Source organism: Paenibacillus dendritiformis (assembly GCF_015845845.1).
GTDB classification, from domain to species: Bacteria; Bacillota; Bacilli; order Paenibacillales; family Paenibacillaceae; genus Paenibacillus_B; species Paenibacillus_B dendritiformis_C.
On the sequence record NZ_LDIG01000104.1, the window covers coordinates 1 to 23,462 of the forward strand.

The 23,462-nt window shown below is 56.0% G+C and carries 20 protein-coding genes; 17 read left to right on the forward strand and 3 right to left on the reverse strand.

What is annotated here, in order from left to right:
• From ABD76_RS08860 to ABD76_RS08915, 12 genes are all read left to right on the forward strand, one after another.
• Positions 1-204 (forward strand): transposase (locus tag ABD76_RS08860; protein WP_197254502.1); only part of this gene is annotated, 204 nt, incomplete at its 5' end.
• 548 nt (positions 205-752) lie between these two features.
• On the forward strand, positions 753-1,499 hold the full coding sequence (locus ABD76_RS08865; protein WP_197256103.1) for a hypothetical protein: 747 nt from the start codon (positions 753-755) through the stop codon (positions 1,497-1,499).
• A gap of 89 nt (positions 1,500-1,588) precedes the next feature.
• On the forward strand, positions 1,589-1,885 hold the full coding sequence (locus ABD76_RS08870; RefSeq protein ID WP_197256105.1) for a hypothetical protein: 297 nt from the start codon (positions 1,589-1,591) through the stop codon (positions 1,883-1,885).
• A gap of 701 nt (positions 1,886-2,586) precedes the next feature.
• Positions 2,587-3,633 carry a permease gene (locus tag ABD76_RS08875; protein ID WP_197256107.1) on the forward strand — a complete coding sequence of 349 codons (1,047 nt, stop codon included), beginning with the start codon at positions 2,587-2,589 and terminating at the stop codon, positions 3,631-3,633.
• A 65-nt stretch (positions 3,634-3,698) separates the two neighbouring features.
• Complete coding sequence (locus tag ABD76_RS08880) at positions 3,699-4,757, forward strand: TIGR03943 family putative permease subunit (protein WP_197256109.1); 1,059 nt, start codon at positions 3,699-3,701, stop codon at positions 4,755-4,757.
• Positions 4,758-4,904: 147 nt separating this feature from the next.
• Positions 4,905-5,237, forward strand: coding sequence for a rhodanese-like domain-containing protein (locus ABD76_RS08885; RefSeq protein WP_197256111.1), 333 nt, complete (start codon positions 4,905-4,907; stop codon positions 5,235-5,237).
• A 55-nt stretch (positions 5,238-5,292) separates the two neighbouring features.
• Complete coding sequence (locus ABD76_RS08890) at positions 5,293-6,972, forward strand: CoA-disulfide reductase (protein ID WP_197256113.1); 1,680 nt, start codon at positions 5,293-5,295, stop codon at positions 6,970-6,972.
• A gap of 122 nt (positions 6,973-7,094) precedes the next feature.
• On the forward strand, positions 7,095-7,784 hold the full coding sequence (locus ABD76_RS08895) for an SMP-30/gluconolactonase/LRE family protein (RefSeq protein ID WP_242069468.1): 690 nt from the start codon (positions 7,095-7,097) through the stop codon (positions 7,782-7,784).
• 365 nt (positions 7,785-8,149) lie between these two features.
• Complete coding sequence (locus ABD76_RS08900) at positions 8,150-9,079, forward strand: dihydrodipicolinate synthase family protein (protein ID WP_197256115.1); 930 nt, start codon at positions 8,150-8,152, stop codon at positions 9,077-9,079.
• Positions 9,080-9,388: 309 nt separating this feature from the next.
• A complete protein-coding gene (locus tag ABD76_RS08905) occupies positions 9,389-10,597 on the forward strand; it encodes a sensor histidine kinase (RefSeq protein ID WP_197256117.1) in 1,209 nt (402 codons plus the stop codon).
• 124 nt (positions 10,598-10,721) lie between these two features.
• Positions 10,722-11,783, forward strand: coding sequence for a mechanosensitive ion channel family protein (locus tag ABD76_RS08910; RefSeq protein WP_242069469.1), 1,062 nt, complete (start codon positions 10,722-10,724; stop codon positions 11,781-11,783).
• A 59-nt stretch (positions 11,784-11,842) separates the two neighbouring features.
• The gene (locus tag ABD76_RS08915) at positions 11,843-12,367 is read left to right on the forward strand and encodes a GrpB family protein (protein ID WP_197256122.1); all 525 of its coding nucleotides are present in this window, start codon (positions 11,843-11,845) and stop codon (positions 12,365-12,367) included.
• Between the two features lie 261 nt (positions 12,368-12,628).
• Here the strand turns inward: ABD76_RS08915 and ABD76_RS29410 are convergent, their stop codons facing one another.
• From ABD76_RS29410 to ABD76_RS29420, 3 genes are all read right to left on the reverse strand, one after another.
• A complete protein-coding gene (locus ABD76_RS29410) occupies positions 12,629-12,985 on the reverse strand; it encodes a glycosyltransferase family protein (protein ID WP_242069470.1) in 357 nt (118 codons plus the stop codon).
• The gene (locus tag ABD76_RS29415; RefSeq protein ID WP_242069471.1) at positions 12,985-13,209 is read right to left on the reverse strand and encodes a hypothetical protein; all 225 of its coding nucleotides are present in this window, start codon (positions 13,207-13,209) and stop codon (positions 12,985-12,987) included. Before ABD76_RS29415 ends, ABD76_RS29410 begins: the two co-directional genes overlap by 1 nt.
• 87 nt (positions 13,210-13,296) lie before the next feature.
• Entirely contained in the window at positions 13,297-13,608 is a 312-nt protein-coding gene (locus ABD76_RS29420) for a hypothetical protein (protein WP_242069472.1), read from the reverse strand.
• Between the two features lie 380 nt (positions 13,609-13,988).
• Between ABD76_RS29420 and ABD76_RS08925 the strand changes: the two genes are divergently transcribed.
• The 5 genes from ABD76_RS08925 to ABD76_RS08945 all read left to right on the forward strand — a co-directional run.
• Positions 13,989-15,125 carry a response regulator gene (locus ABD76_RS08925; protein ID WP_197256124.1) on the forward strand — a complete coding sequence of 379 codons (1,137 nt, stop codon included), beginning with the start codon at positions 13,989-13,991 and terminating at the stop codon, positions 15,123-15,125.
• Positions 15,126-15,321: 196 nt separating this feature from the next.
• Positions 15,322-15,969 (forward strand): GGDEF domain-containing protein, encoded by a 648-nt coding sequence (locus tag ABD76_RS08930; RefSeq protein ID WP_242069473.1) that lies wholly within the window; start codon positions 15,322-15,324, stop codon positions 15,967-15,969.
• Between the two features lie 13 nt (positions 15,970-15,982).
• Entirely contained in the window at positions 15,983-19,096 is a 3,114-nt protein-coding gene (locus ABD76_RS08935; RefSeq protein ID WP_197256128.1) for a hybrid sensor histidine kinase/response regulator, read from the forward strand.
• 602 nt (positions 19,097-19,698) lie between these two features.
• Positions 19,699-22,518, forward strand: a complete 2,820-nt coding sequence (locus ABD76_RS08940) for an endo-beta-N-acetylglucosaminidase (protein WP_197256130.1) — start codon at positions 19,699-19,701, stop codon at positions 22,516-22,518.
• A gap of 442 nt (positions 22,519-22,960) precedes the next feature.
• The coding region (locus tag ABD76_RS08945) for an IS630 family transposase (RefSeq protein WP_197256132.1) at positions 22,961-23,462 on the forward strand (502 nt) is incomplete at its 3' end.

Sequence of the window (23,462 nt, forward strand, 5' to 3'; positions counted from 1 at the left end):
TTCGAGAAGCATGCCAGCCTGAAGTATAAATATGGCAATCGGAAATTTTGGGCGGAGGGCTACTACGTCAGCACAGTAGGCTTAAACGAAGCAACTGTCGCAAAATATATACGTGAACAGGAAGCACATGACCAAGCAGTTGATAAACTGAGTGTGAAAGAGTATGAAGATCCGTTCAACAGAAACAGTAGCAAGAAGAAGTAAACCAGTTTAACTGGTAAGTGAAAGTGACAAGTTACACTGAGCCTGAACAATTTAATTGTCAGGCTAGCGTCTTTAGGCGCAGTTTGGCAACAGGGGGTTATACCCCAAGTGCAAACCACCCGTTGGACGGGTGGTCATGATTGTTTTTTGCGGGCGGATGGGGCGTTTCGCTGCTCTTTATTCCACTCTCCCTTTCACTCGTAAAGGGATGCTGATGGAGTAGGATAGTGATGTAAAGGGATGCTGATGGAAATGGATAGCGATGGAAACGGCCCTGCTGCTGAGATAGGATAGCAATGCAAGGGCCTGCTTACGGAATAGGATAGTCACATAAAGGTTTGCTGACGGAAAGGGAGAGTGATGCAAAGGCTAACTGATGGAATGGGATAGCGGCATAAAGGGCCGGGGCATGGGAACATAACGAGAACGCAATGTGAACAGGATGAGAACGTAAGGAGCAATTCGAAGAAAAATTTGGTCACAAGCAAACTTTTTCCTTGTTTTATGAATCTATTAAGTAGGTAGATAAATGAGGAGGAAATCATACGATGGCATCCTATCGAAAAATGAGCGCCATGCTGGCCGTATTATGCATGCTGGTCATGACAGCGCCAACGGGCCGGTATGCCGCCCTGGTTACGCCTGCAGCGGCGGAGCAGAGGGACGGGGATGTGCAGATAAAGCCGGAGCAATTGAACAACGAGATCTTGCAAAAGCTGGATCGCGTCTATCAGCAACTGTCCGGTGCGCCGGATACGAAAATGTCGTGGGTGAGAGTAAGCTCAGGACCGGATGGGCTGTACTTCTTGTCGGACGAGGAAGGGAATCAGGCACAGGTGAAAGGGGAGACCGGGGAAGTATCGATGGCGGTCCTGCATACGAAGGCGGAGCAAGTCTGCGAGGCCTTAAGGTCGGCCGCTGCCAAGGCTGTGAAGGAGATCGAGCCGGCATGGAACGGCGCATTCGATCAAGCGCATCGTACCTATTACAAAGACCGCGAAGTATTCACCACCTTGAGCGGGGATTCCTTACAGGTAACTCTTGATGGCGGCAATGTATCAGGGATTAACTTCACTTGCTCATACGCGAATATGCCTCAGGCGGTGAAAGAGGGAGGAGAGCGTCTGCTGCAGGTACTGGGCAACAAGTCCTTTTCCATCAAGAAAGCAGTGATGTACTCTTCGCATAATAAGCTGGAGTGGAGACTCGAGGCAAAGAATAATAGCAACAAAAAAAGTATTCTTATCTCGCTCAATGCCGTAACCGGCGAAGTGAACGGATATCATCAGTTCTAAAGTCCGTCGAATGCGCTGGCTGCCCCGTAATCGAGAGCGATCCCCCTTACGGGCTCTCATTGGCGGAGCAATACGAAGGCGTGTCCGGCATGACGTCAGGCCCGGAATTCAGCGTCGAGATGGTGGGCAACCGCATCACGAGCATGGGGTACGGGATTCCGATAGACCAGGCTGACGCGAAGGCGCTTGAGGCGGCCAAGGAAGCCGCCCTGGTCACGCTAGACAAGCCCGTGCCGCTCGTTCACGCAAGCCGATCCTTTGCAGCGGACAGGCGCGACGGCACTGCAAGCGATGTGTACAGATTCAACGATGAGAGCAGGACTTCCATGTCGAGATCGGTTATACCTCCGGACGGGTTCTCTCTGTATATGCGTCGGGGCTATTAGAGACGAGGACGAACGACACGGAAGACATCTTCCGCGAATTTAGCGACAAGCAAGTTCTCGATGCCGCCGCCCCGGACGTGAAGAGGCTGTTCGGCATCGATTTGACCGGTTATTTGGTACGGCGGACGCCAGGGACGAACTATTATGCGTTCACAAAGAATGGCGGCCCGGCCATCGAAGGGGAAATGAACCGCCACTTCAAATTCTATCGCCTCGATATAACAGGCAACAGTGGAACGATACAGTAAAAAGAGAATAAGGTTAGAAGGGCTGGCCTGTAAGCACGCTGCTTATAGGTCGGCTTTTTCGTTGTCATAGCCCTATTTCTGTCACTATCCGCATATAGGAGCACATAAAATAATAGATGCTGCCTGTGGGCGATCGTTGTCTTTTTGCTTGGTCCGCTTGGCATCATTTTATATCTGATTCTTCGCCATGTTGACTAGCAGCCGGACTAGAGACTTGAGGAATGAGCATAACGGGAAGAACTGTCTCCTGCCGAGAGATGAGACGGCGGGTTATCATGTTCATGTTTTGCAAAAAAAAGCGGATAAGCGCTTGACGGAGCGGGCGGAGCGTGATACGCTGACTTTGTTTTTATTAATCGTAATAATTACTAATAATCCGGATAGGATAGGACAAGCTCTCCATTCGGCCTTCGCCGTCCCGGAGAGAAGCGGGAAAAGAGGAGGTAGCTATTGATGAACGTTCTGTTCCGTTATGTCACATATGCAGTGACGGTTGTCTGCGCGGCCATGCTGTATCTTGTGTTCACGAATCAGCGCCTGGCTGACGTATCTGTTCCGGTCGATCCGGAATTTCTGAGCGGCGTAACGACAATCGGCATCAGTCTGGTCATTGAGGCGCTGCCCTTTCTTATGCTAGGCGTTGCGGTTTCGGCCATCTTGCATGAATTTGTGCCGGAAGGGCTCATTGCGCGTTGCATTCCGCGCCATCCGCTGGCCGGAGTCGTGGCGGCGTCTCTAATCGGAGTGCTCCTGCCACTGTGCGAATGCGGGATGGTGCCTGTCGTGCGGCGGCTCATTCAGAAAGGAATGCCCGTCTACATCGGAGTAACGTACATACTGGCCTCGCCGATAATTAACCCGATCGTGTTCGCCTCGACGTCGATGGCTTTCCGCAGCCAGCCCGAGATGGCTTATTCCCGGATGGGGCTGGCGTTCGTGATCACGGTCGTTATCGGTCTCGTGCTGTATGCGGCTGTGAAGAAGAATCCGCTCAAGGATGCCGCGGGAGATCAGGAGCATGCGGGAGGCTGCCGGCATGGGGGGCATGTGCCGCATCAAGCCGCACATCGGCTTCCGGCTAAGGTCTCGCTGCCATCCAAGCTGCTAGCGAGCGTCTATCATATGGGGGACGAGTTCCTCGATATGGGCAAGTATTTGTTAATGGGCGCGTTCATCACGGCATGTATCCAGGGCGGCATCGGCCGGGATTGGCTGGCTGCGGCGGCGCCGGAAGGAGTCGGCTCCCATCTGTTCATGATGGGCTTCGCCTATCTTATCTCGCTCTGCTCGACGTCGGATGCGTTCATCGCCGCTTCGTTCAGTTCCTTGTTGGCGCCCGGGGCGCTGCTGACCTTCCTCGTCTTCGGGCCGATGCTGGATCTGAAGACTTCGCTCATGCTGTCCGGCGTCTTCCGCGCGCGGTTCGTCGCCGGACTCAGTCTCTTGATCGCGGTCACGGTGCTGGCCTGCTCGCTAATATGGCAAGCTCTGTTCCTGTAAAAACCTGCCGGCGCTAGTATGCCTGGCCTGAGGCCAAATTTTATCCCGATAAGGAGTGATTTCGGATGTCCGTACGGAAGCGCCCATGGCGGCAGGCGCTGGTCTACTTGCTGAAGTCGGTCAGTATGTTCGGCTGGTCCTTATTCATTTTGTCTCTGTTTTGGCAAGACAAGGTGCACTATTATATTGCCCCCCGCATGGAAATCTGGGTGCAGTGGGGAACCGCCGCCCTCTATGTGCTGGCCGCTTTCCAGCTATATCGGGCGCTGATCCTGTTGTTCTCGCCGGAGGAGGAGGCCGGGCATGCGGATTGCGGCTGCGATCATCACCCGGGCGGCTTCCGCATCGGAAGGCAGGCGGGATGGCCCCTCGTGTTTGCGCTCCCCCTGGCGGCTGCCGTGCTGCTGCCGGTCTCCCCGCTCGGCAGCGCGATGGCGGAGAAGAAGGGCGTTCAGTATTCCATCGCACAGGAGCGGACAGGCGGTCCGGAGCGGGATCGGATGCCCGGCACAGCGGGACGGTCCCCCGGAGCCCTGGCGGAAGGAGCGTCTTCGTCGGAGCTTCCGTCCGTGATGGGGGATGAGCCCGGGGCGACGCCGCAGGAAGCGGGTGAGCCGGAGGCTGGCGGGCCGGCCGCCGAGCAGGAGGAAGAGATGCTGTGGGACGGCCGGTTCCCTTATGACCGGTACACGCTGATCTATGCGAAACACGCGGCCAAGCTTATTGACGATCAGAAAATTGAGATTCCAGAAAAGCTGTTCATCGAGACGATTACGACGCTTGATCTATATAAGGAACAGTTCCAAGGGAAGAAGATTACGCTGCGGGGCTTCGTTCACCGGGGCGAGGGGATGGGGCAGAACCGGTTCGCCGTCGTGCGCTTCGCCCTGGAATGCTGCGCGGCCGATGCGTTCCCGTACGGCATCATGACCGAAGTGCCCGCTGCGGCACGCTTCGCCGATGACAGCTGGGTGGAAGTGACCGGCACGCTGTCGAAGCTGAAGCTGGACGAGGACACGGAAGTGATGAAGCTGGAAGCGGATAACGGCGGCATTCGGCTCATCGAAGCGCCACAGGATCCTTATGTATATATGAACCCGGACTTCTATTTCGACAAAAAATAAAGCAAGGGCGGGCCGGATAAGGCCCGCCTGAAGCTGTGTGTTCGATGGAGGCCCGCGGGGAACAAGCCGGGCTTCCGCATTGACGGGGGGAGGGAATGATGGTAACATACCCATGGGGGTATGCAAAACGATAAAGGAGGAGCCGCGATGTTCGGATGGCTTTTCAAGTCCCGGGCCAACAAGTCTTTTTCGATTACGGCACAGCAGCTGGAAGCGCTGCTGCCGCTGCAGGACGCGGTCATCGTGGATGTGCGCGAACCTTGGGAGTATGCCCAAGGCCATATTCCGTCCGCGCTGAACCGGCCTCTGTCCGGGCTTGCCGCCAAGGTGAGCGGCATCCCGCAGGGGAAGAAGCTGTACGTCATCTGCCAGAGCGGGATGCGAAGCGCCCGGGCGGCAGGATTGCTGCGGCGGCATGGTTATGCGGATGTCGTCAATGTGCGCGGCGGCATGAACCGGTGGACGGGACCCCGGAAATAATCTCTTTTTTTATATTTTTATATACCATATGGGGTATAAAAGGAGTGGATGGATGATGAAACAGCGCAAAATTGTGATTGTAGGCGGAGTTGCGGGCGGCGCGACGGCGGCTGCACGGCTGCGTCGGCTGGATGAGCACGCGGAGATCATCATGTTCGAGCGAGGGGAGCATATTTCGTACGCGAACTGCGGGCTTCCCTACTATATTGGGGGCGTCATTCCGAAGCGGCAGTCTCTTCTCGTGCAGACCGCCCAAGGCATGTCGAAGCGGTTCCGGCTCGATATTCGGACAGAGCAGGAAGTGACGGCCATTGATCGGGAGCGTCATCGGGTTTTCGTTCGGAACGTCAACACGGGGGAGCAGTACGAGGAATCGTATGACACGCTGATTCTCTCTCCGGGGGCGAAGCCTATCGTTCCGCCGAGCGAAGGGTTGAACGAGGCGAAGCAGACGTTCACGCTGCGAAGCATTCCGGACACGGACCGGATTAAGCGGCATGTGGACGAGACGTCGCCGGAGCGGGCCGTCATTGTCGGCGGCGGCTTTATCGGCCTGGAGATGGCGGATAATCTGGCCCATCGCGGCATCGCGGTGACCGTCGTAGAAATGGCCGATCAAGTCATGGCACCGCTCGATCCGGAAATGGCGGCTATCGTGCATCATCATCTGCGGGACAAAGGGATCGAACTCATATTGGGGGACGGGGTCAGCGCGTTCCGGGACGAGGGGCATTCCATCGTCCTGGCCAGCGGGCGCGTGCTGCCGACGGATATGACCATCCTGTCTATCGGTGTCCGGCCGGAAAATGATCTCGCCCGTTCCGCAGGATTGGCCATCGGCGAGAGAGGCGGCATTCTCGTCGATGAATATTTGCGCACGGAGGATCCCGATATTTGGGCCATCGGCGACGCCATTGAAGTGAAGGATTATATTCACGGCAGGCCGGCGATGGTGCCGCTCGCCTGGCCAGCGAACCGTCAGGGCAGACTGGTGGCGGACAACATCTACGGGAAGGGCCGGCCATACCGGGGCACGCTCGGGACCGCGGTGGCGAAGGTGTTCGACCTGACGGTCGCGGTGGCGGGCAGCAATGCGAAGACGCTGCAGAAGCTGGGCGTTCCGTATGAATCCGTCCATATTCATCCGGCTTCCCATGCCGGATACTACCCTGGCGGGTCTCCCATCTCGCTCAAGCTGACCTTCCATCCGGAGACCGGTGCCATTTATGGGGTTCAGGGCGTCGGCAAGCAGGGCGTGGACAAGCGAATCGACGTAGTGGCCACCGCCATCAAGGGCAATCTGACCGTGCATGACCTGCCCGATCTTGAATTGGCTTATGCGCCTCCCTATTCGTCGGCGAAGGATCCGGTCAATATGCTCGGCTATGTCGCCTCCCATGTGGTTGACGGCGAAGTGAAGGTCGTCCACTACAACCAGGTTGACCGGATGGTGCGCGAGGGCGCCTGCCTCATTGACGTGCGGGAGTCCGCGGAGCGGGAAGCGGGCTATATCGAAGGCTCGATCCATATTCCGCTGGGCGATCTCCGCAGCCGGCTGGACGAGCTGCCGCGGGATCGGCCGATTATCGTCAGCTGCCAGGTCGGGCTGCGCGGCTATCTGGCGACCCGCATTCTGGACCAGCACGGCTTCGAGAGCATGAACCTGAGCGGCGGGTATAAGACGTACGCGGCCTATTACGGTGGCCGCAATCCGGCAACCGCCTGCGCGAAGTAAGCAGGAGGCATAATCTTCCGGACAATCACAGAAGTATCGCTTAGGGACAGGGACGTGATGGTTGATCGCGTCCCTGCTGGCGTTGGGGGAAAACCGGGACGAACACGGCAATCTGTGGTAGGATGTGGAAAAGGGGGGATCCGGATACGAAGGAGGTTGACCGCATCGGCGAGCCGGTTCTCCGTACGGGACAGATGCGGTTCAATGACGCGAAATGCGATCCGGCGGGACGTCTGGTAGCAGGAACGCTAAGCCTGATCGAAGGAAAGCTGAGCCTGTCCAAGGGAGAAGGGGAAGCTTCCCTGTACCGCCTGGACCCGGATGGCAAGGTCGTCACCCTGCTGGAAGGCATTACGCTGTCCAATGGAATGGGATGGAGTCCGGACGGCGGAACGATGTATTATATCGATACCCCGACAATGCGGGTCGACGCGTTCGACTATGATGTGGCTCGGGGCGAACTCGGCAACCGCCGTCCCGTCATCCGCATCCCCGATGGAGAAGGGATTCCCGACGGGATGACGGTCGACGCGGAGGGAATGATCTGGGTGGCCCATTGGGGAGGCGCCCGCATTACGCGGTGGAATCCGGAGACGGGAGCGTTGCTTGCGGCCGTGCCGATTCCGGCGGCGCACACGACTTCGCTCTGCTTCGGCGGCCCTTCGTACCGCGAACTGTACGTCACGACAGCGCGTACCGGGATGAAGGAGGAGCAGCTTGAGCAGCAGCCCTATGCGGGCGGCGTGTTCCGCGTCGAGCCCGGAGGGGCCGGCCTGCCCCCGAGCCGCTTCGATGATCGGCTGCTGCCGTGAATCGCGGGGCGAGCCCCGATGCCGGCGAAGGAGTTGGGGGCCGCTCGCCCGGTCGGGCGAGAAGCTCCTCCGGACCGCATCCGCGCGGGGAATGTCATCAGATGTCCATAATGTAATCGGGCATCATTGCGGCCGCTATGCTACAGTTACATGTAGAAGGGACAGCGTCGGCCCGCACGCCGCGTGCAGGATTCCGACTATGGGAGCTGCCTGTCGGCATGAAGTCTGAGCGGGAAGAAAGACTTTTTTGCCCAAGATTGTTATCGGTAACCCTATTATTCCCGGCTCTGATGTACATGCCGTATTCCGGCCGCCTCGTCCTGTCCAGCTACGCAGATCTACTGCAGACGAAGGAGCGAATAGACATGAAGCAGCGCAGTGCATTGCATGGGATTATTCCGCCGGTCATTACGGTATTCGACGAGCACGGTCAGCTCGATACCGCGGGCATGGGGCGGATGATTGACTTTTTGACGGAAGTCGGCGTTCACGGCTTGTTTTTTCTCGGCTCGGCGGGTGAATTCTTTCACATGTCGGCTGGGCAGCGCAAGCAAGTCGCTGAATTCGCGATTCGGCATACGGATGGGCGCCTTCCGGTTCTGATCGGAACCGGCTCAAGCCGCACGGACGAGGCGATCGAGCTCAGCCGCCACGCCGAGTCGGCGGGCGCGGATGCGGTCGTCGTCCTCAATCCGTACGCCGTGAAGCTAAGCGACGAGCAGCTCTACCGTCAATATGCCGACATCGCCGAATCGGTGTCGCTGCCGATATACATTTACAATTATCCGGGCCTGACCGGACAAGAGGTGAAGCCGTCCATCGTGGCGGCCTTGGCCGCAGCCTATCCGAACATTGCCGGAGTGAAGCAGACGGTGCAGCAGATCGAGCCGATTTTGGAGGTGATCCGCGAGGTGAAAAGGCAGCGTCCCGAGTTCGCGGTGTTCGCCGGCTACGATCATCTTCTGCTCGACACGCTGATTGCCGGAGGCGACGGCGCGGTTCCGGCGAGCGCGAACTTCGCGCCGCATCTCACATGCGGGCTGTACGAGGCGTACCGCCGACGCGATCTGGCGGCCGTCGCCGATATTCAGCGCAAGCTGTTCCGGATCGTAACGGAGGTATACCCGTTAGACGCCCCGTTCTTTCATACGATTAAGGAAGCGGTCCGCGCCTCCGGCGTTGATGTTCCGGCCCATGTCATGCCGCCGGCCCGGCCCTTGACTTCGGAACGGCGGCGGGAACTGCTGCAGCTGCTGGAGCGCCATGAGCTGCTGCCCATCCTCCAGGGAAGCTGAACGGCAAGCGGCTTCCCGGCAGAGCGGTCCCGGCCTGACAGCGAGCCGGGTTCCGTGCTGCGGTCATGAATCTGCCGAAGCGCGGCAACCCCTTGTCCTCTCCCGATGGAGCAGGACAGGGGCTTTTATGGCGTTTCAGGGAAGGAAGGCGTTCCTGCCACCTATCACAATTGTTAAGCTCTTCTTCATCTTTTCTTCATGAAATGTTAGCAGGCTGTTCATCAGCGGCGGCTATACTGGTCATCATATTCCAGCTGCTGAAGGATATCTGTCCTGTTCGGAACGGGCGATGGAGAAAGGGAGGAGCTTATGAATCGGAGTGCACGAAGTCGGATCTGGGATCGTCAGCCTCGGGAAGCCCGGGAAGCCGGCCGCTTGACAGAAAGGCCAGCGGGAGCACGCCCGGACGAGACCCGCTTCCTGTGGAAGCTGATGTTTACCGTTGGAATTTGCTTATTCGGCGCTTTTGCGCTCACCATGTGCGGGTTGGCCGCCTTGCGATTCATTATGCATACGGTCGATATTCCGCCGCTGTGGACGCTGTATCGGTTATTGTCTTCACTCATGGATTTGGAAGGAATGGCTCTGTTGGCGACGGGGGTGCTGTTCATCGCGGGCCTTCTGTGGCTGATCGGCGGCGAAGCGGTCTATTACGGGCAGATTAAGGACAATCTCGTCCGTCTCTCCGATGGGGAAGAAGCGATGCCGCTTCCGGTCAAGCGATCGGCGGCGGAGCTGGGCGAGGCGGCGGATGCCGTTAATCGGCTGTCGCGGCAGATGTCTGCGGCCCGGGAGAACGAGCAGGCTGCGGCCGAGCGGATGAACACCCTGATGACCGAATTGTCGCATGATGTGCGTACGCCGTTGACTTCGATTCTGGGCTATTTGCAGCTTATCGCAGAAGACGGCTATAGGGATGAAGTGGAGCTGCGCCATTATATACAGATTGCGCGCGACAAGGCGCTGCGCTTGAGCCGGGCCGTCGATCGGCGGTTCGAGCTGGCGAGACTGCCGCAGGTTCCCGAACGGGAAACATGGCATCCCGTCGATGTGCGCCGGCTGTTGACGCAGCTCGCGGAAGAGTATCAATCCCGTCCGGAGCAGCCGGGGGTCGCGATCGCGCTGGACTGGGCAGACCACGGCGGACAGCCGATGATGATATATGGGGACGGGACTCGGCTCATGGAAGCGTTCGAGATGCTGATTGCCGAATCGGCGCGTGGGGGCCGGCCTTCCGGGCCGATCCGAATCAGCCTGTTCGAGGCGGAGGAGGAGGCCGTCGTGCATATTCGGAACGACGGCGTTCCCGAGGCGGATGCGCCGCGCCGAGAGAAAGGCATGCGCCGGTCGGCTGACCGCCCGCCCGCGCAGAATGAACGGCTTGGCGGCGGTTGGGCGGACGCCCGGGGCATCGTGGCTTCGCATGGCGGAACGGTGGCCGTATTCGGCCATTATCCGCGCGCCGCTTATGAGGTCCGCCTTCCTTTGTTGCGCACCGGGGAGGCCGCCGAGGCTTGACTTGGCCGTCCCGGGACGGGCCGGCGGATTCCCTTTTCCCATCCAAGAGGTCAATGTTATAATGGAACCCAACTTTAAGATAATGAGGTGAGTCACCCAATTGCTTAATGAATGGATTCCTGGCATGTTAGAGTCAACGGATTGGAGCCGGTGGCTGAGCGCCGCCGGAGTATTGCTGCTGTTTTTGCTGTTCCGCAAGCTGTTCACGAACTATGTGTTCGCCTTGCTGATGCGCGGATTGTCGCGCTCCAAGGGGGCCACGCATTTCTTGACGGCGTTCGAGAAGCCGATGCAATGTTTTTTCGTCCTGATCGGCATCTATCTGGCCTGCAAATTGGTCATTCCTCCAGGCGGAGCCTTGCTGCTCGCTATCGACAAAATATACCGCAACGCCTTCATCGTCCTCATCGCTTGGGGACTCTACCATATGGCGGCCCGCTCGTCCAGCATGTTCAGCGGGCTGTCTGCGCGGCTCGGGCTCGATGAGTCGAGCATGCTGATTCCTTTTTTGTCCAAGGTGCTGCGCTTCCTCGTGATCGTCATTGCCATTACGATGATTGCCTCGGAGTGGGGCTACAGCATTAACGGCGTCGTCGCGGGGCTTGGGCTGGGCAGTCTGGCGATCGCGCTGGCCGCACAGGATACGCTCAGCAATTTTCTGGGCGGCATCGTCATTATTACAGAGAAGCCCTTCTCCAAGGGCGATTGGATTATGACCCCGAGCGTGGAAGGGACGGTCGAAGATATTACGTTCCGAAGCTCCAAAATCCGCACCTTCGCCCATTCGCTCGTCACGGTGCCGAATGCGACGCTGGCGGGCCAGGCGATTACGAATTGGAGCCGGATGGGCAAGCGGCGAGTCACGTTCACCTTGGGCGTCGCGCTCGATTCCGATCGCGAGCGGCTGCGGGCGGCCATCGCCAAAATGGACGCCCGCCTTCGGGAGAACGACGCGGTAGATCCGGACGTCATCATGGTCCGGTTCAGCGAGTTCAACGAGAGCAGTCTGGGGATCTTTTTCTATTACTTCACCAAGACGACGGTATGGGCCGAGTATTTGAAGCACAAGGAAGAGATCAATCTGATGATTATGGAGGTGCTCGAGGAAGAGGGAATCTCGCTCGCGCTGCCGAGCCAGCGGGTCTATGTGGAAGCGGCCCCTTCGCCGCAGCGATTTCCGCTGTAAGGCTGCAAGCGGGAGTATAGCTGCAGTAAAATAAAAGAACGGACAAGGGGGGGACAACGATGGAATCGGTCGTCATCGCGGACTATGACCCGGGCTGGGTAAGCGACTACGAGCAGGAGAAGCGGGCTATCCAGGAGGCGCTCTCGGATATCGTCTCCGCGGTGGAGCATATCGGCAGCACCTCGGTTCCCGGACTGGGCGCGAAGCCGGTCATTGATATTATGGCAGGCGTTCATCGACTGGAGGCGTTGACCGAGGGGCATATCGAGCGCCTGGCCGCGATTGGCTACGAATATGTGCCGAAGCCGGACTGGCCGGAGCGCCGATTTTTCCGCCGCGGCCGCTGGCGGGCGGGTACGCATCATTTGCATCTTTACCGGCATGGGGATCCCCACTGGGAAGCGCACTTGCTGTTCCGGGATTATTTAAGGGCCCACCCGGATATCCGGGAGCAATATAGGCAGTTGAAGCTTGAGTTGGCGAGCCAGCATCCGCATGATCGCGTCGAGTATACGCGGCGGAAGGCGCCGTTTATTGAGCGCGTGCTGCGCTTGGCGCGCGAAGAAGACCGAAGCCCGTCCTGATCCGGACGGGCTTCGTCATGAGCGGCGTTCCTGCCGGCGCGGGGGGGGGGCGCTGCGTTGCAGAGTGCGGCTTCCCGGCGTCTTGGCGTCTTAACGGCTTACTCGTAGTCCCGCCATAGAACGAGCGTCGGCGCCGGATCGAGGATCGACTCGTACTGCTCCTTCCAACCGAAGCGGGCGTCGGGATCAAGTCGGCGATAGCGCGCGTATTTTTCCTTGCGGAGGTCCGGGGTGTGCCAGGCCCCGTGCTGGATGCGGAATTCACTGCGCAGTAGGGCAGGGCGAACAGATTGTTCGGGTGCGGCCGCAATGCAGCGCCTGTTCCTTCCATGTATAGGCGAAATGGGCCCGGTACCGGACAAGGAACCGCCGGTAATAGCGGTGGGCGTGCCAGTAATCATCTTCGCGGTCGTGGGTGGACGACCACATGTCATAGAGCCGGAAGCAATAGACGTCTCCCTCGGGGTGGGCGAGGCACGGACGAAGGACTTCCCCGAAGCGGTGCTCGAACGTCTCGTCGGCGTCCAGGTTGAGAATCCAATCCGGCGCGAGGGCCACCGTCTCGTTCCACTGCTGCTCGGCGGAGGCTGATCTCGTCGCTGAAGCGAGAGGCGTCATTACGCACGAGGCGGAGCGGATGAGCGTGCAGGCGCCGAGGCCGCCGACCCGATACAGGCCCGGGCGCACAACTGCTCCAGGAAGGTCCGCTCGCGCTCCTGCTGCTGCTCCGGCGTGAGATGCTCAACGCTTCGGCGCTCGTACAGGTTGTACTCGTCACTGAGCCATACTTGGGGCTGTAAAGGGTCGTCCGACCGCCAGCGCGTCCAAAAGAACTCCGACACGATATCGACGTTCGCCTCGATTAGACGCGTCAGCGTGTGAGGGTGAAGGAGAAGATCGGAATCGACCAGGAACAGGGCGTCGAATCCTTAATCGCGGGCAGCGGAGATGAGCTGGTTTTTATAGGCGGCTGCCTTCCAGATTAAGTCGTCATTCCAGTAATGCGTAATATCGTCGCGCGGGTATGGCTGGGACTGTCGACCCGGGATAACGGAATGAGCCGGCGCTGCCTGGCGGTTGAGAAATTCCCGCAGGAGATCGCTCGATTCCGTTGCGCTGTTGTCATCGATGAACGCATAGTGAAGCTCTGCGCCGGGGCAGTCGAGGTTCTCCAGGCTCCGCAGGAAGAGCCGGAGAATGGCCGGCTTCTGATGCACGGGACTGCCGATCAAGATACGCATGAATGTTATCATCCCCTTGATGGCGCGTTGGAGGCAGCTCTCCGCAGCGTTTTTTATGATTATCCCTTTGTTCAGTTATTGTTTAGTATATTTGACTAAGATGAAAGCGTTCGTGCCTTTCGAATTAGGTCTCAGGTCTGAAGCAAAAGGCGCAGGTTGTTTCTTTTTCTCCCCCGTCCCTTTATAGTGAAGATGACCGTATGGTCGAGTGGCGAGATCCATGGGAGGAGCAGCAGGCTGCGTGAGGCGCTTCGGCATTATCGATGCGGAGACAGGAAGGGACGGGCCTGGCCGTTCCGCCAGGGGGACATGCATGATTCCGGCGTGTCCGATGGATGAGGGGGAGGCCGCTGCGGTCAAGATTGCAAGGGGGAAGGAATATGAAAGCGATCCTTGTCGATGATGAAATGCTAGCGCTGCGACGTATGGAAAAACTATTGAATGAGCAGGATGGAAAGGAAGTGCCTATTGAAATTGTCGGTTCATTTCAAAATCCGCATCTGGCATTGAAAGCGGCGGAGCGGGAGACGATTCATCTTGTCTTCCTGGATATCGAGATGCCGGAAATGGATGGAATGGAACTGGCGGAACGTCTGTTGCGCATTCAACCCCACCTACATATTGTATTTGTGACGGCGTATAACGAATATGCGGTTGAGGCATTCGAGCTGAATGCGTTAGACTATTTATTGAAGCCGGTGCAGCGGACCCGGATCGAGAAGACGCTGAAGCGGCTGGCCAAGCCGGCGCAAACCAACGACGCAGGGAAGCACAGCCAGCTTGAGGGGATGCTGTGCACATTGTCCTATCTGCATTATATTACTCCCCAACAGGAACTGAAGACTTTTCATTGGCGGACGGTCAAAGCGCAGGAGCTATTCGCCTATCTGCTTCATCATCGGGAGCAGACGCTTCGCAAAGATACGATTTTGGATTTGCTGTGGCCGAATTACCGCATTGAAAAGTCATCAGCCCATTTACATACGACGATTTACCAGATTAGGCAGGTCATTAAGCAGAGGGCATTGCGTATCCACATCAAATATATGGATGAGGGGTACCGGCTCGAATTGGGCGGCATGAAGCTGGACAAGGAGGAATGGGAGAAGGCGATGCGTCTGGCCCCGCAGGTGTCTCCCGAGACGATCCAGGAGCATCAGAAGCTGCTGAACGCCTATCGAGGCGATTATTTGGCGGAGCATCAATATTTGTGGGCGGAAGGCGAACAGGAGAGGCTTCGGTTGATCTGGTTCAATCACGCGAAGCAGGTGGCCGAATGCTTGATGCGGATGAACGCATACACGGAAGCGATGCCCCTTTACAAGCAGATCCAGGAGAAGTATCCGTATACCGAGGACAGCTATTTCGGACTGATGAAAATTCATGCGCAGTTGGGCAACTACGGGGAAGTCATCAAGCAATTTCAACTGCTAAGCCACAATTTAAAAGGAGAATTAGGCATTGAACCCAGCAGGGAAGTATTTGCTTGGTACATGGAATGGAAAAACAGCATTTAATCGCGCCGACCGTCGTGGATTCTGCTTCCGCGGCGGTTATTTTTCTTGGGAAGACGATTCAGTATTTGTTCAGAAGGCCATCATAGAATAGTCGATGTTTATGAGAAAAAGTCGAAATTTTAGGTAAAAAATCCAAATCATGTGGGAGTGAAAACCAATCAACATGAAATATACGGGCAGAATAATTGTGACTGCCATGACGCTGTGCGGATGGGCCGTGCTCATCGCATACCTCATGTCGGCAAAAATGATGAATCCGATGTTGGCCGTGCTCACCATTATGATGCTTGGCGTATCCTGGCGATGCGGCAAAATGTATGATGTCGTGAAGTATGAATCGGAGATCGACCCCTTGACATTGGCGTATAACCGAAGAAGTGCCGATGTAATATTTCAGAGGCTGGCTGGCAAGCACCGCAAAAATGGACAAAAAACCGCCGTCTTTTTCTTCGACGTGGATCGGTTCAAGGAAATTAATGACACGTATGGCCACAATGCGGGGGATCGGGTGCTGCGGCTCATAGCGGCCGTGCTGTTGAATACTTACGGCAGCGAGACTGCGCTCGTCCGGTGGGGAGGCGATGAATTTCTGTTCATGGTGCCCTGCTCCGACCGGCGCGAGCTGCGCAGCATCCGCAGCCGCACCATGAACAAGCTGGCCTTGACTGCACAGCAGGCCGCGGTTCCATTTGCGGTATCTTATGGCTATGCGGTATATCCGGAGGAGGGAACATTATTAAGCGATATTGTGGAGATGGCGGACAGACATATGATGCGAATCAAACGAAGCAAGCTCCGCTGCGGCTCTCAGGATACCGCCAAAATGCAGCTTTCACTACAGTAGGGAGATTGGGCAAATGGCAAAACGATATGTTGTTCGACTCGTCTTTGCACTCGTGACCATTCTGTATGTTGTGTTGGCCGGCGGTTTTTTTCGGGAATGCGGGGCGCTACCGAAGCCGGTGCAGGGGGTGCTCGATCTGCGCGGCAGCGGATGGGAACAAGTGGGCCTCGTCAAATTGAAGGGGGAATGGGAATTTTATCCGGACAGGATATTTTCGAACGCTTCCCAGATTGAGGCCCTCGGCGCCAAGCCCGTCTTCATCCAAGTGCCGTGCCCCTGGAGGATCGACAGCGCATGGACGGGACCCCGGCCTTTCTCTACATACGGCACGTACCGATTGCGAATTATGCTTGACAACAGCGCGGAACAGATATTTTCTTTTTATGTGAAATCCATTATGAGTTCCCACAGCATGATCGTCAATGGCCTGCGCATTGGCAGCAGCGGGCCCTCCCCGGACGATTTCCATTCAAATACGCCATACAACACCTCCTATGTTGCCTATGCGCATACGAATAGCAAGGTCATCGATCTGATGATCCAGATCGACCGGCCAGACTCCGTCTGGCAAGGGGCCATCACCCGGCCGATATCGTTTGGACTGCCGCAGCAAGTGAACTTGGAACGGAACCTTGAGCTCATGCTGGAAATGGGCATTCTGCTGACCTTATTGCTGGGCGCTCTTCATACGATACTTATCTTTCTGTTCCGATTGCCGCAGCCCGGGTGGCAATATTTTGTTCTTTTTTGCTTGTCCGCGATCCTGTTCGTTCTCATTTTCGGAGAAAGATGGGGAGCGATGCTGTTGCCGATGCTGTCCTTCTATTGGCGCTACAAGCTGATGACATTGGCGTCGATCGGCATGAACCTGTTCCTGCTGCTGTATGGGTCGCGAAGGCGGCAATGCTATGTTCATCCGCAGATAGCCCGACTCGCGGCATATGTCTCTATGCTGGGAACCGTCGCCGTTTTGCTGGTGAAGAATACGCCTTGCATCTTCGCCGTTTCTGCGGTAACGCATGGAATATTTTTAGCCTTATATCTCTATCTTTTTTATAGGCTGGTCCGCCGTTCGATGGTTGCCGGAAAGTCGTATCCCTTTCTGCTGACGATCGGTTTCGTGGCGGGAGGGATTGCGGTATACGGTGGAGTATTTGGCGTACATGAATCGCTTCGGCTGTGGTACTTCAACTTTATCATCTTTATTTGCGTGCTTGTCTTCCTCCAGGCAAGACAGCACTACATTGCCTATCGCAGAGAGAAGGAATTGGCCAATGCCCTGTCGAACCATAGGCGCTCGAATGAAGAATTTATGGCAGCGACAGCCAAGGAATTGAAGACGCCGCTGCTTGCGATTACGAATTTGGCCCAATCTCTGCTCGAAGGCAACCGCGGCAACCTGTCGGTCAAGCAAGAGGAAGATTTGCATATCGTTGTATTTGTCGCCAAGCATATGACCAGATTGGTTAGCGATCTTCAGGATTGGTCAGATTTGAAGGAAGGAAGGATGCTCATCCATGTGAAAGAACTTGATCTGAGGAGAACCGTCACCGCTGTGATAGAGATTACCCGCTATATTACAATGCCTCGCGACATTGAAATACGCAACAAGCTGGATGACGATCTGCCGCCGGTGCTGGCTGATGAGCAGCGATTGATGCAGATTATGTCTCAGCTGCTGCATAATGCGGTGAAGAATACGAAGAAGGGCACAGTGACGGTATCGGCCCTGGCATTGGACGAAGCAGTGGAGGTTCGTATCTCGGATTCGGGAGGCGGAATGACGCAAGCGGAGATGGAGGGCATCTTCGATGCGTATGAACAGGATGTGCCGCATCGTTCTTCTTTTTTCGACCGAAGGCTCGGTCTGAATGTCACGAAGCGGCTGGTGGAGCTTCATGGCGGAACCATTGGCGTGACTTCAGACATTGGCCGCGGCTCAACGTTCTATTTCCGTCTGCCAATCGCTGAACAACAGCAGGGGGATGAGGGGGAACTTATGAGGAAGGAGGACGGCAAGGCGGCGGTTCCCGTGCGGATGCCGCTGGAATATCAGGAGCAATTCGGCTGGGAGATTGCGGAAGAGATCGTGTTCGATGCGCCTTCTCCTTCTTTTACGGTCGACGAGATTGGGGAGGCCTGCATTCTTATCGTCGACGATGATCCGATTCATCAGAAGGTATTGGAAAATCTGCTCTCTCCTGATCGCTTCCGGCTTACCTCGGTTTCCAGCGGGGAAGAGGCATTATTGCAGATTCGGCACTTCCGGAACTGGGATTTGGTATTGCTCAATCTGATGATCTCCGGCATGTCGGGCTTGGAAGTATGCCGGCGCATACGGGAGATGCATTCCTTGTTCGAGCTGCCGGTTCTGATGTTGACGGGACGGGGACGGACCGATGATGCGCTCGCCGCCTATTCGGCGGGTGCGAATGACTTTGTGGCGAAGCCGATCGACTCTGCCGAGCTGCGGGCCCGCGTGCGGACGCTGCTTCTGATGAAGCATTCGGCGAATGAACGCTTCCGTATGGAAATGGCTTTTTTACAGGCTCAAATCAAGCCCCATTTTATCTTCAACACGTTGAATTCGCTCGTCTCGCTCAGTGAGGACGATCCGGAGCAGATGCGCGAGCTGCTTGTCGAATTCAGCAATTATTTGCGGCAGAGCTTCCGCTTCGATAATGTGGAGCCATTGGTCCCGCTCGAACGAGAGCTTCAACTGGTACGTTCTTATTTATACATAGAAAAGATCAGGTTCGGGGATCGGCTTCAATTTACGATTGAGCTGCCTGAGTCGCATCGGCTGCGCATTCCGCCGTTATCCATCCAGCCGATCGTGGAGAACGCCGTGCACCATGGAATTATGAAACGGATGGAAGGCGGCACGATCCATATTCGCGTCTATATGGAGGACCAGCATTATTGCATCGAGGTCTGCGATGATGGGGTCGGCATCACAGCCGAGCGGCAGGAGCAGCTGCTGGCGAAGAGCGCCACCGGCGGAATCGGGCTCAAAAATATTGACTACCGATTGCGGCAGCTGTTCGGCCGGGGCATTTCGGTTCGCAGCGCCCCGATGGAGGGGACATGCGTCAAATTTTGCGTTCCGTGCGAGACAGAGAACTAAGCAGGGGGCTGACGATGAGGTCTGATTGACCTTAAGGCAGCCCCCAAGCTGTTTTATCAACGCAATTGAACGATTCGCTCAAGGTCAGGAGTTACAGAGATCTCATCACTTTTCTTTTTTTGCGCGGCCCGTCTCTTTTGATGATAATGGCGCTTGCACAAATTTTTCGCATAGTGACGTTCCTTGCAGCCTTCTTCGCTGCACAGTCGTTGTGTTGCCATTCTAGGTCTGCCCATGAGTACCTCCCCTTTTGACTATGTATTTATACCTAATTGTAGATGTTAAGAATGAACAATTTCTGAACCAAATAAGCCAAAAGATACTGGAAAACATAAAAAAAGGATTTAATTGAATAAAAATATAAACTTTTTTTGATATCGTTAACTATAATAATAAGATTTTGTGTTGTCATTTTACAAGGAGTAAATAAAAAGTTGTGGTTCGAAGGTCTCTGGAAACGGATGTTCCTAATATATGACTTTCCTTTTGGATCGGGAGGTTCGATTCGAGGTTCCCCCTGGGCGCAATTTCTGATAGGATAGTCGGTGGAAGCCTTTCCATATAAATATTCAAGGCGATGGATGAAAGAGAGGTGCAGTGCGATGAGTGCAGAAAATTCATCACGCAGCAGCAATGACAAGCAGCATGTACTGGAAGATTGGTCAGCGGCCCGGGAGACCCCGAGAGGGCCGGGGCAGCCCTACCTCCACGGCTACAATGCCAAGGAATTGAAAGCGTGGTCACCCGACACGGATCCGTATGCCCGCTTTTTTCGCTCACGGGTGCCGCTCGCGAAGCGGATAGCACCGTTCGCCCCGACCCAAGCGCATCCGGCGCTGACGTATCAGGCGAAGGTGATGAACTTGTCCGCCGATTACGACAAGGAGGAGTGGTTCGGAGCCTACCGCTATAATGACAGCTTCAGCAGGAACGTCCTGAAGTTCTGGCAGTACCAAGATATTTATGCGGCATGGCATGGACTGCCGGTATATGGTTCACCGGAGGAGGAGCGGCAATACGGCGTCGTGAATCTTCCGAATCCGGCGTATACCGATGCCGCGCACCGCAACGGAGTCATCAGCCTGGGCGGCTGGTTCTGGCCGCGCGACACCGATTTTGGCGAGCTGGTCGAGGAGACGGAGGAGGGACGCTTCCCGGTCGCCGACAAAATGATCGAGATGGCGGCGTATTTCGGGTTCGACGGCTACTTCGTCAACCAGGAGGCGAGCATCAGTGAAGAACATGCCGCCCAATTGATGAAGATGCTGAAATACATGCGCGAGAGCGGGCTGTACTTGAGCTGGTACGACAGTCTGGCGCAAAATGGCGAACTCCAATATATCAATTTCTTCAATGAGATGAATGCGCCATGGGTTCTGGACCAGCGCGACGGCCGCCAGCCGAACGACAGCATATTCATTAACTATGCGTATACGCCGGAACGGCTGGAGAACAGCAATGCATACGCGAAAGAGATTGGACTGGATCCGTACGAAGCGCTCTATGCCGGGGTGGAAAATGACAAATTTCGCTTCGAACGCGGCAATGAGCTGAAATCGATTTTCCGTGATGACGAGGCGCGCACTCCGCGCACAAGCGTAGCGTTGTTCGGCACCGATATGGTATGGCACCGCGGACCGAATCCGTCGGATCCGAAGATGCAGCAATATATCGAGCACCGCGAGCGTATTTATTGGTCCGGCGCCAAAGGCAATCCTGCACAAAGCGGACGCGGCATCGGCTCGGAAGGAGAAAGCTGGGACGGCCTGGCGCATTTTATACCGGAGCGCTCGGTCATCGGTTCGTATCCGTTTGTGACGCGCTTCAACAACGGGCACGGGCTCGCGTTCTTCTTGAACGGAGAGGTGGCAAGCCGCAAAGGCTGGAACAACGTAAGCGCTCAAGAATTGCTTCCGACTTGGCAATGGTGGGTTGATTCCGAAGGGACTCGGCTTGCCGCAGATTATGATTACAGCACGGCCTGGAACGGCGGATCGTCCATTAAAGCGGAAGGATTGCTGGAACCGGGAAGCATCACAGACATTCGTCTGTTCAAGACGGATTTGCCGACAGATACGGACGTGTTGTTATCGCTAACCTGCAAGCTTGACTGGTCGTTTGCCGGGAATTATATGCAAGCTGGCGATCGGGACTCCGCTCTGCTGCAACTGCAAATGCTCTTATACTATCAGGACCAGCCGGAAACGCCGGAAGTACGGTCTTTCGATGCGGTACCTGGTACAGACTGGACGACGCTTGCAATGCATCTTGCTGGAGGAACGAAGCGCCGGATCGCCGCTATCGGCATCCGCATCTCATCCGAAGCGGAGAAGAGCGTTGCGGTCAAGGTCAACTTGGGTGAATTGAAGCTGATCGAGGAAGCGGCAAGGATGCCTGTGCTGGCTGCCCCAACCGGGTTTCAAGTAGAACATGCTTACTTTAGCGAGGAGCAAGCTTCCCTTATCTTGTCCTGGCAATTTGCCGATGACGGTGTTATCGATAACTTATGGTATTACGACTTGTATCGGGTGAAGAATGGGAAGCGGGAAGCGATAGGCAGAATTTTCGATGACGTGTTCTATGTCAAATCCGTCGAGCGGCTCGGAGAGAGCGAGCTTACCCTCGAAGCGGTAGCCGTGAACAAGGAAGGAGTTGCAGGACCGCCGGCCGTCGCCGTATGGTCGTGGGGAGATGGTGAAGCCGTCGATGCCCAGGCTGGGCCGTTCCCGGCTGAGAGCCTGCAGCCTCAATTCAATATGGAAGAGGATATCGTGCTAGAGCCAGGGTGGAGCCGATATTTAAATATCCGCGTCGAGCCAGCGTGGGCGGATAATCTGTCACTGACATGGACCTCCAGCAATGAATGTGCCGTCACCGTCAACGAGCGTGGCCAGATTACGGCCATGGCACCGGGCGAGGCGATCGTCACGGCGGCTACAGGCAAGCTGGCAGGCCAAGAGGGCCCATCGCTGGAGATAAAAGTGAGTGTCGTCTTGCCAGAGGCGGCCCCGGAAGGCGGCGTCACGCTGGAAGCGGAGCAATACGACCGTTCGAACGGACTGTTTGTGCCAGGCGCATATGTGCATGTGCGCGATTTGCATTTCGCCAACTGGATGGCGTTCGATGATGTCGATTTCGGCGCGGAAGGCGTGACCCGCCTTACCGTTCGCGCTGCCGTATTGACGGAAGAGACAAGGATGCTGATTCATATCGGCGATGCGGAGGGCCCGCTGGTTGCGGATATGGAGCTACCATTGAAGGACGGGAAGCTGGCGCCATTCTATCATAACTACTCGATGGAATTGGCCCAGCGGCTTACCGGACGACAGACGCTGTATATCACCTTCCAAAACCCGAATATCCGCCGTTGGCAAATCCGGGATACGGGAATTGCGGACATCGATTGGATCCACTTTTCCTAAAGAGCGCATAGGCTGCCGACCCTGGGCATGACTCCGGGGTTGGCGGCTCTTTTACGTAAAGGAAGAGACTCGCACCAGGGGGAGTATGCCGACGAACTCAGCTCTTCGTTTCCCCTTCACTTGTCAAGTGTTTATCATTCGTTTGGGCTTCATTTGGGCTTCGTTTGTCCTTCGATGGGACTTCGTTTCAGGTTCTTTTCGCCACTCTCCCATCGGCTCAGCTAATGGCCGCGCGGCAAGACTCTACATAGGGATGCCCTATATTAAAACCTCTACACCAACCTCGTACCGATGTCGCAGCAACCTGGTAACAACCTAGCTAGTAACAACCTAACCAGTAACAACCTAACTATATAGAATAAACTATTGAACTTCCATAACAGGAGGGTTTTGTCCCATCATTGTCGAATTCAGAAATACCCTGAATGAGGCGGTGAATGAGATGGATAACAAGGAAGCGCTGGCTGCAGTTGAAGAACGAATAAGAACGACGAAGGATCGCCGCATGTACGAGCGACTTCAAACCGTACGTTTACGATTAATGGGCAAGTCTGTACGCGAGATTGCCACGATCATCTGTCGTTCGGAGAAAACTATTCGCCTTTACATCCGCGCCTATGAAAAAGAAGGGTTGTCGGGCTTGGCCATGCAATTCTCTCCCGGGCGATCCCCACGCCTGACGAAAGAACAGCGGGACGCATTGAAGCAAGTCATTGTGAACCAGGTGCCAGCAGACGTTGGATTCACCGCCAAATTCAATTGGACGTTGCAACTGATAGCAGACTACATTGAGCGTACGTATGGATGTACCTATTCGCTGCGCGGCGTTTCGAAGATGATGGAACATATGGGCATGAGCTATACGAAACCGACGTATACGCTTGCCGCTGCAGACCCTGTTAAACAACAACAGTTTGTCGAAGAAACGTTTCCGGCTCTAAAAA

Bases quoted from the DNA above. Each gene is read 5' to 3' on its own strand.
- ABD76_RS08885 (WP_197256111.1), top strand. From the start codon at position 4,905: ATGTTCGGATGGCTTTTCAAGTCCCGGGCCAACAAGTCTTTTTCGATT.
- ABD76_RS08930 (WP_242069473.1), top strand. From the start codon at position 15,322: ATGACGCTGTGCGGATGGGCCGTGCTCATCGCATACCTCATGTCGGCA.
- ABD76_RS08905 (WP_197256117.1), top strand. From the start codon at position 9,389: ATGAATCGGAGTGCACGAAGTCGGATCTGGGATCGTCAGCCTCGGGAA.
- ABD76_RS08890 (WP_197256113.1), top strand. From the start codon at position 5,293: ATGAAACAGCGCAAAATTGTGATTGTAGGCGGAGTTGCGGGCGGCGCG.
- ABD76_RS08875 (WP_197256107.1), top strand. From the start codon at position 2,587: ATGAACGTTCTGTTCCGTTATGTCACATATGCAGTGACGGTTGTCTGC.
- ABD76_RS08870 (WP_197256105.1), top strand. From the start codon at position 1,589: ATGACGTCAGGCCCGGAATTCAGCGTCGAGATGGTGGGCAACCGCATC.
- ABD76_RS08865 (WP_197256103.1), top strand. From the start codon at position 753: ATGGCATCCTATCGAAAAATGAGCGCCATGCTGGCCGTATTATGCATG.
- ABD76_RS08925 (WP_197256124.1), top strand. From the start codon at position 13,989: ATGAAAGCGATCCTTGTCGATGATGAAATGCTAGCGCTGCGACGTATG.
- ABD76_RS08940 (WP_197256130.1), top strand. From the start codon at position 19,699: ATGAGTGCAGAAAATTCATCACGCAGCAGCAATGACAAGCAGCATGTA.
- ABD76_RS29420 (WP_242069472.1), bottom strand. From the start codon at position 13,608: ATGCGTATCTTGATCGGCAGTCCCGTGCATCAGAAGCCGGCCATTCTC.
- ABD76_RS08880 (WP_197256109.1), top strand. From the start codon at position 3,699: ATGTCCGTACGGAAGCGCCCATGGCGGCAGGCGCTGGTCTACTTGCTG.
- ABD76_RS08910 (WP_242069469.1), top strand. From the start codon at position 10,722: ATGTTAGAGTCAACGGATTGGAGCCGGTGGCTGAGCGCCGCCGGAGTA.
- ABD76_RS29410 (WP_242069470.1), bottom strand. From the start codon at position 12,985: ATGACGCCTCTCGCTTCAGCGACGAGATCAGCCTCCGCCGAGCAGCAG.
- ABD76_RS08900 (WP_197256115.1), top strand. From the start codon at position 8,150: ATGAAGCAGCGCAGTGCATTGCATGGGATTATTCCGCCGGTCATTACG.
- ABD76_RS08915 (WP_197256122.1), top strand. From the start codon at position 11,843: ATGGAATCGGTCGTCATCGCGGACTATGACCCGGGCTGGGTAAGCGAC.
- ABD76_RS08895 (WP_242069468.1), top strand. From the start codon at position 7,095: ATGTGGAAAAGGGGGGATCCGGATACGAAGGAGGTTGACCGCATCGGC.
- ABD76_RS08935 (WP_197256128.1), top strand. From the start codon at position 15,983: ATGGCAAAACGATATGTTGTTCGACTCGTCTTTGCACTCGTGACCATT.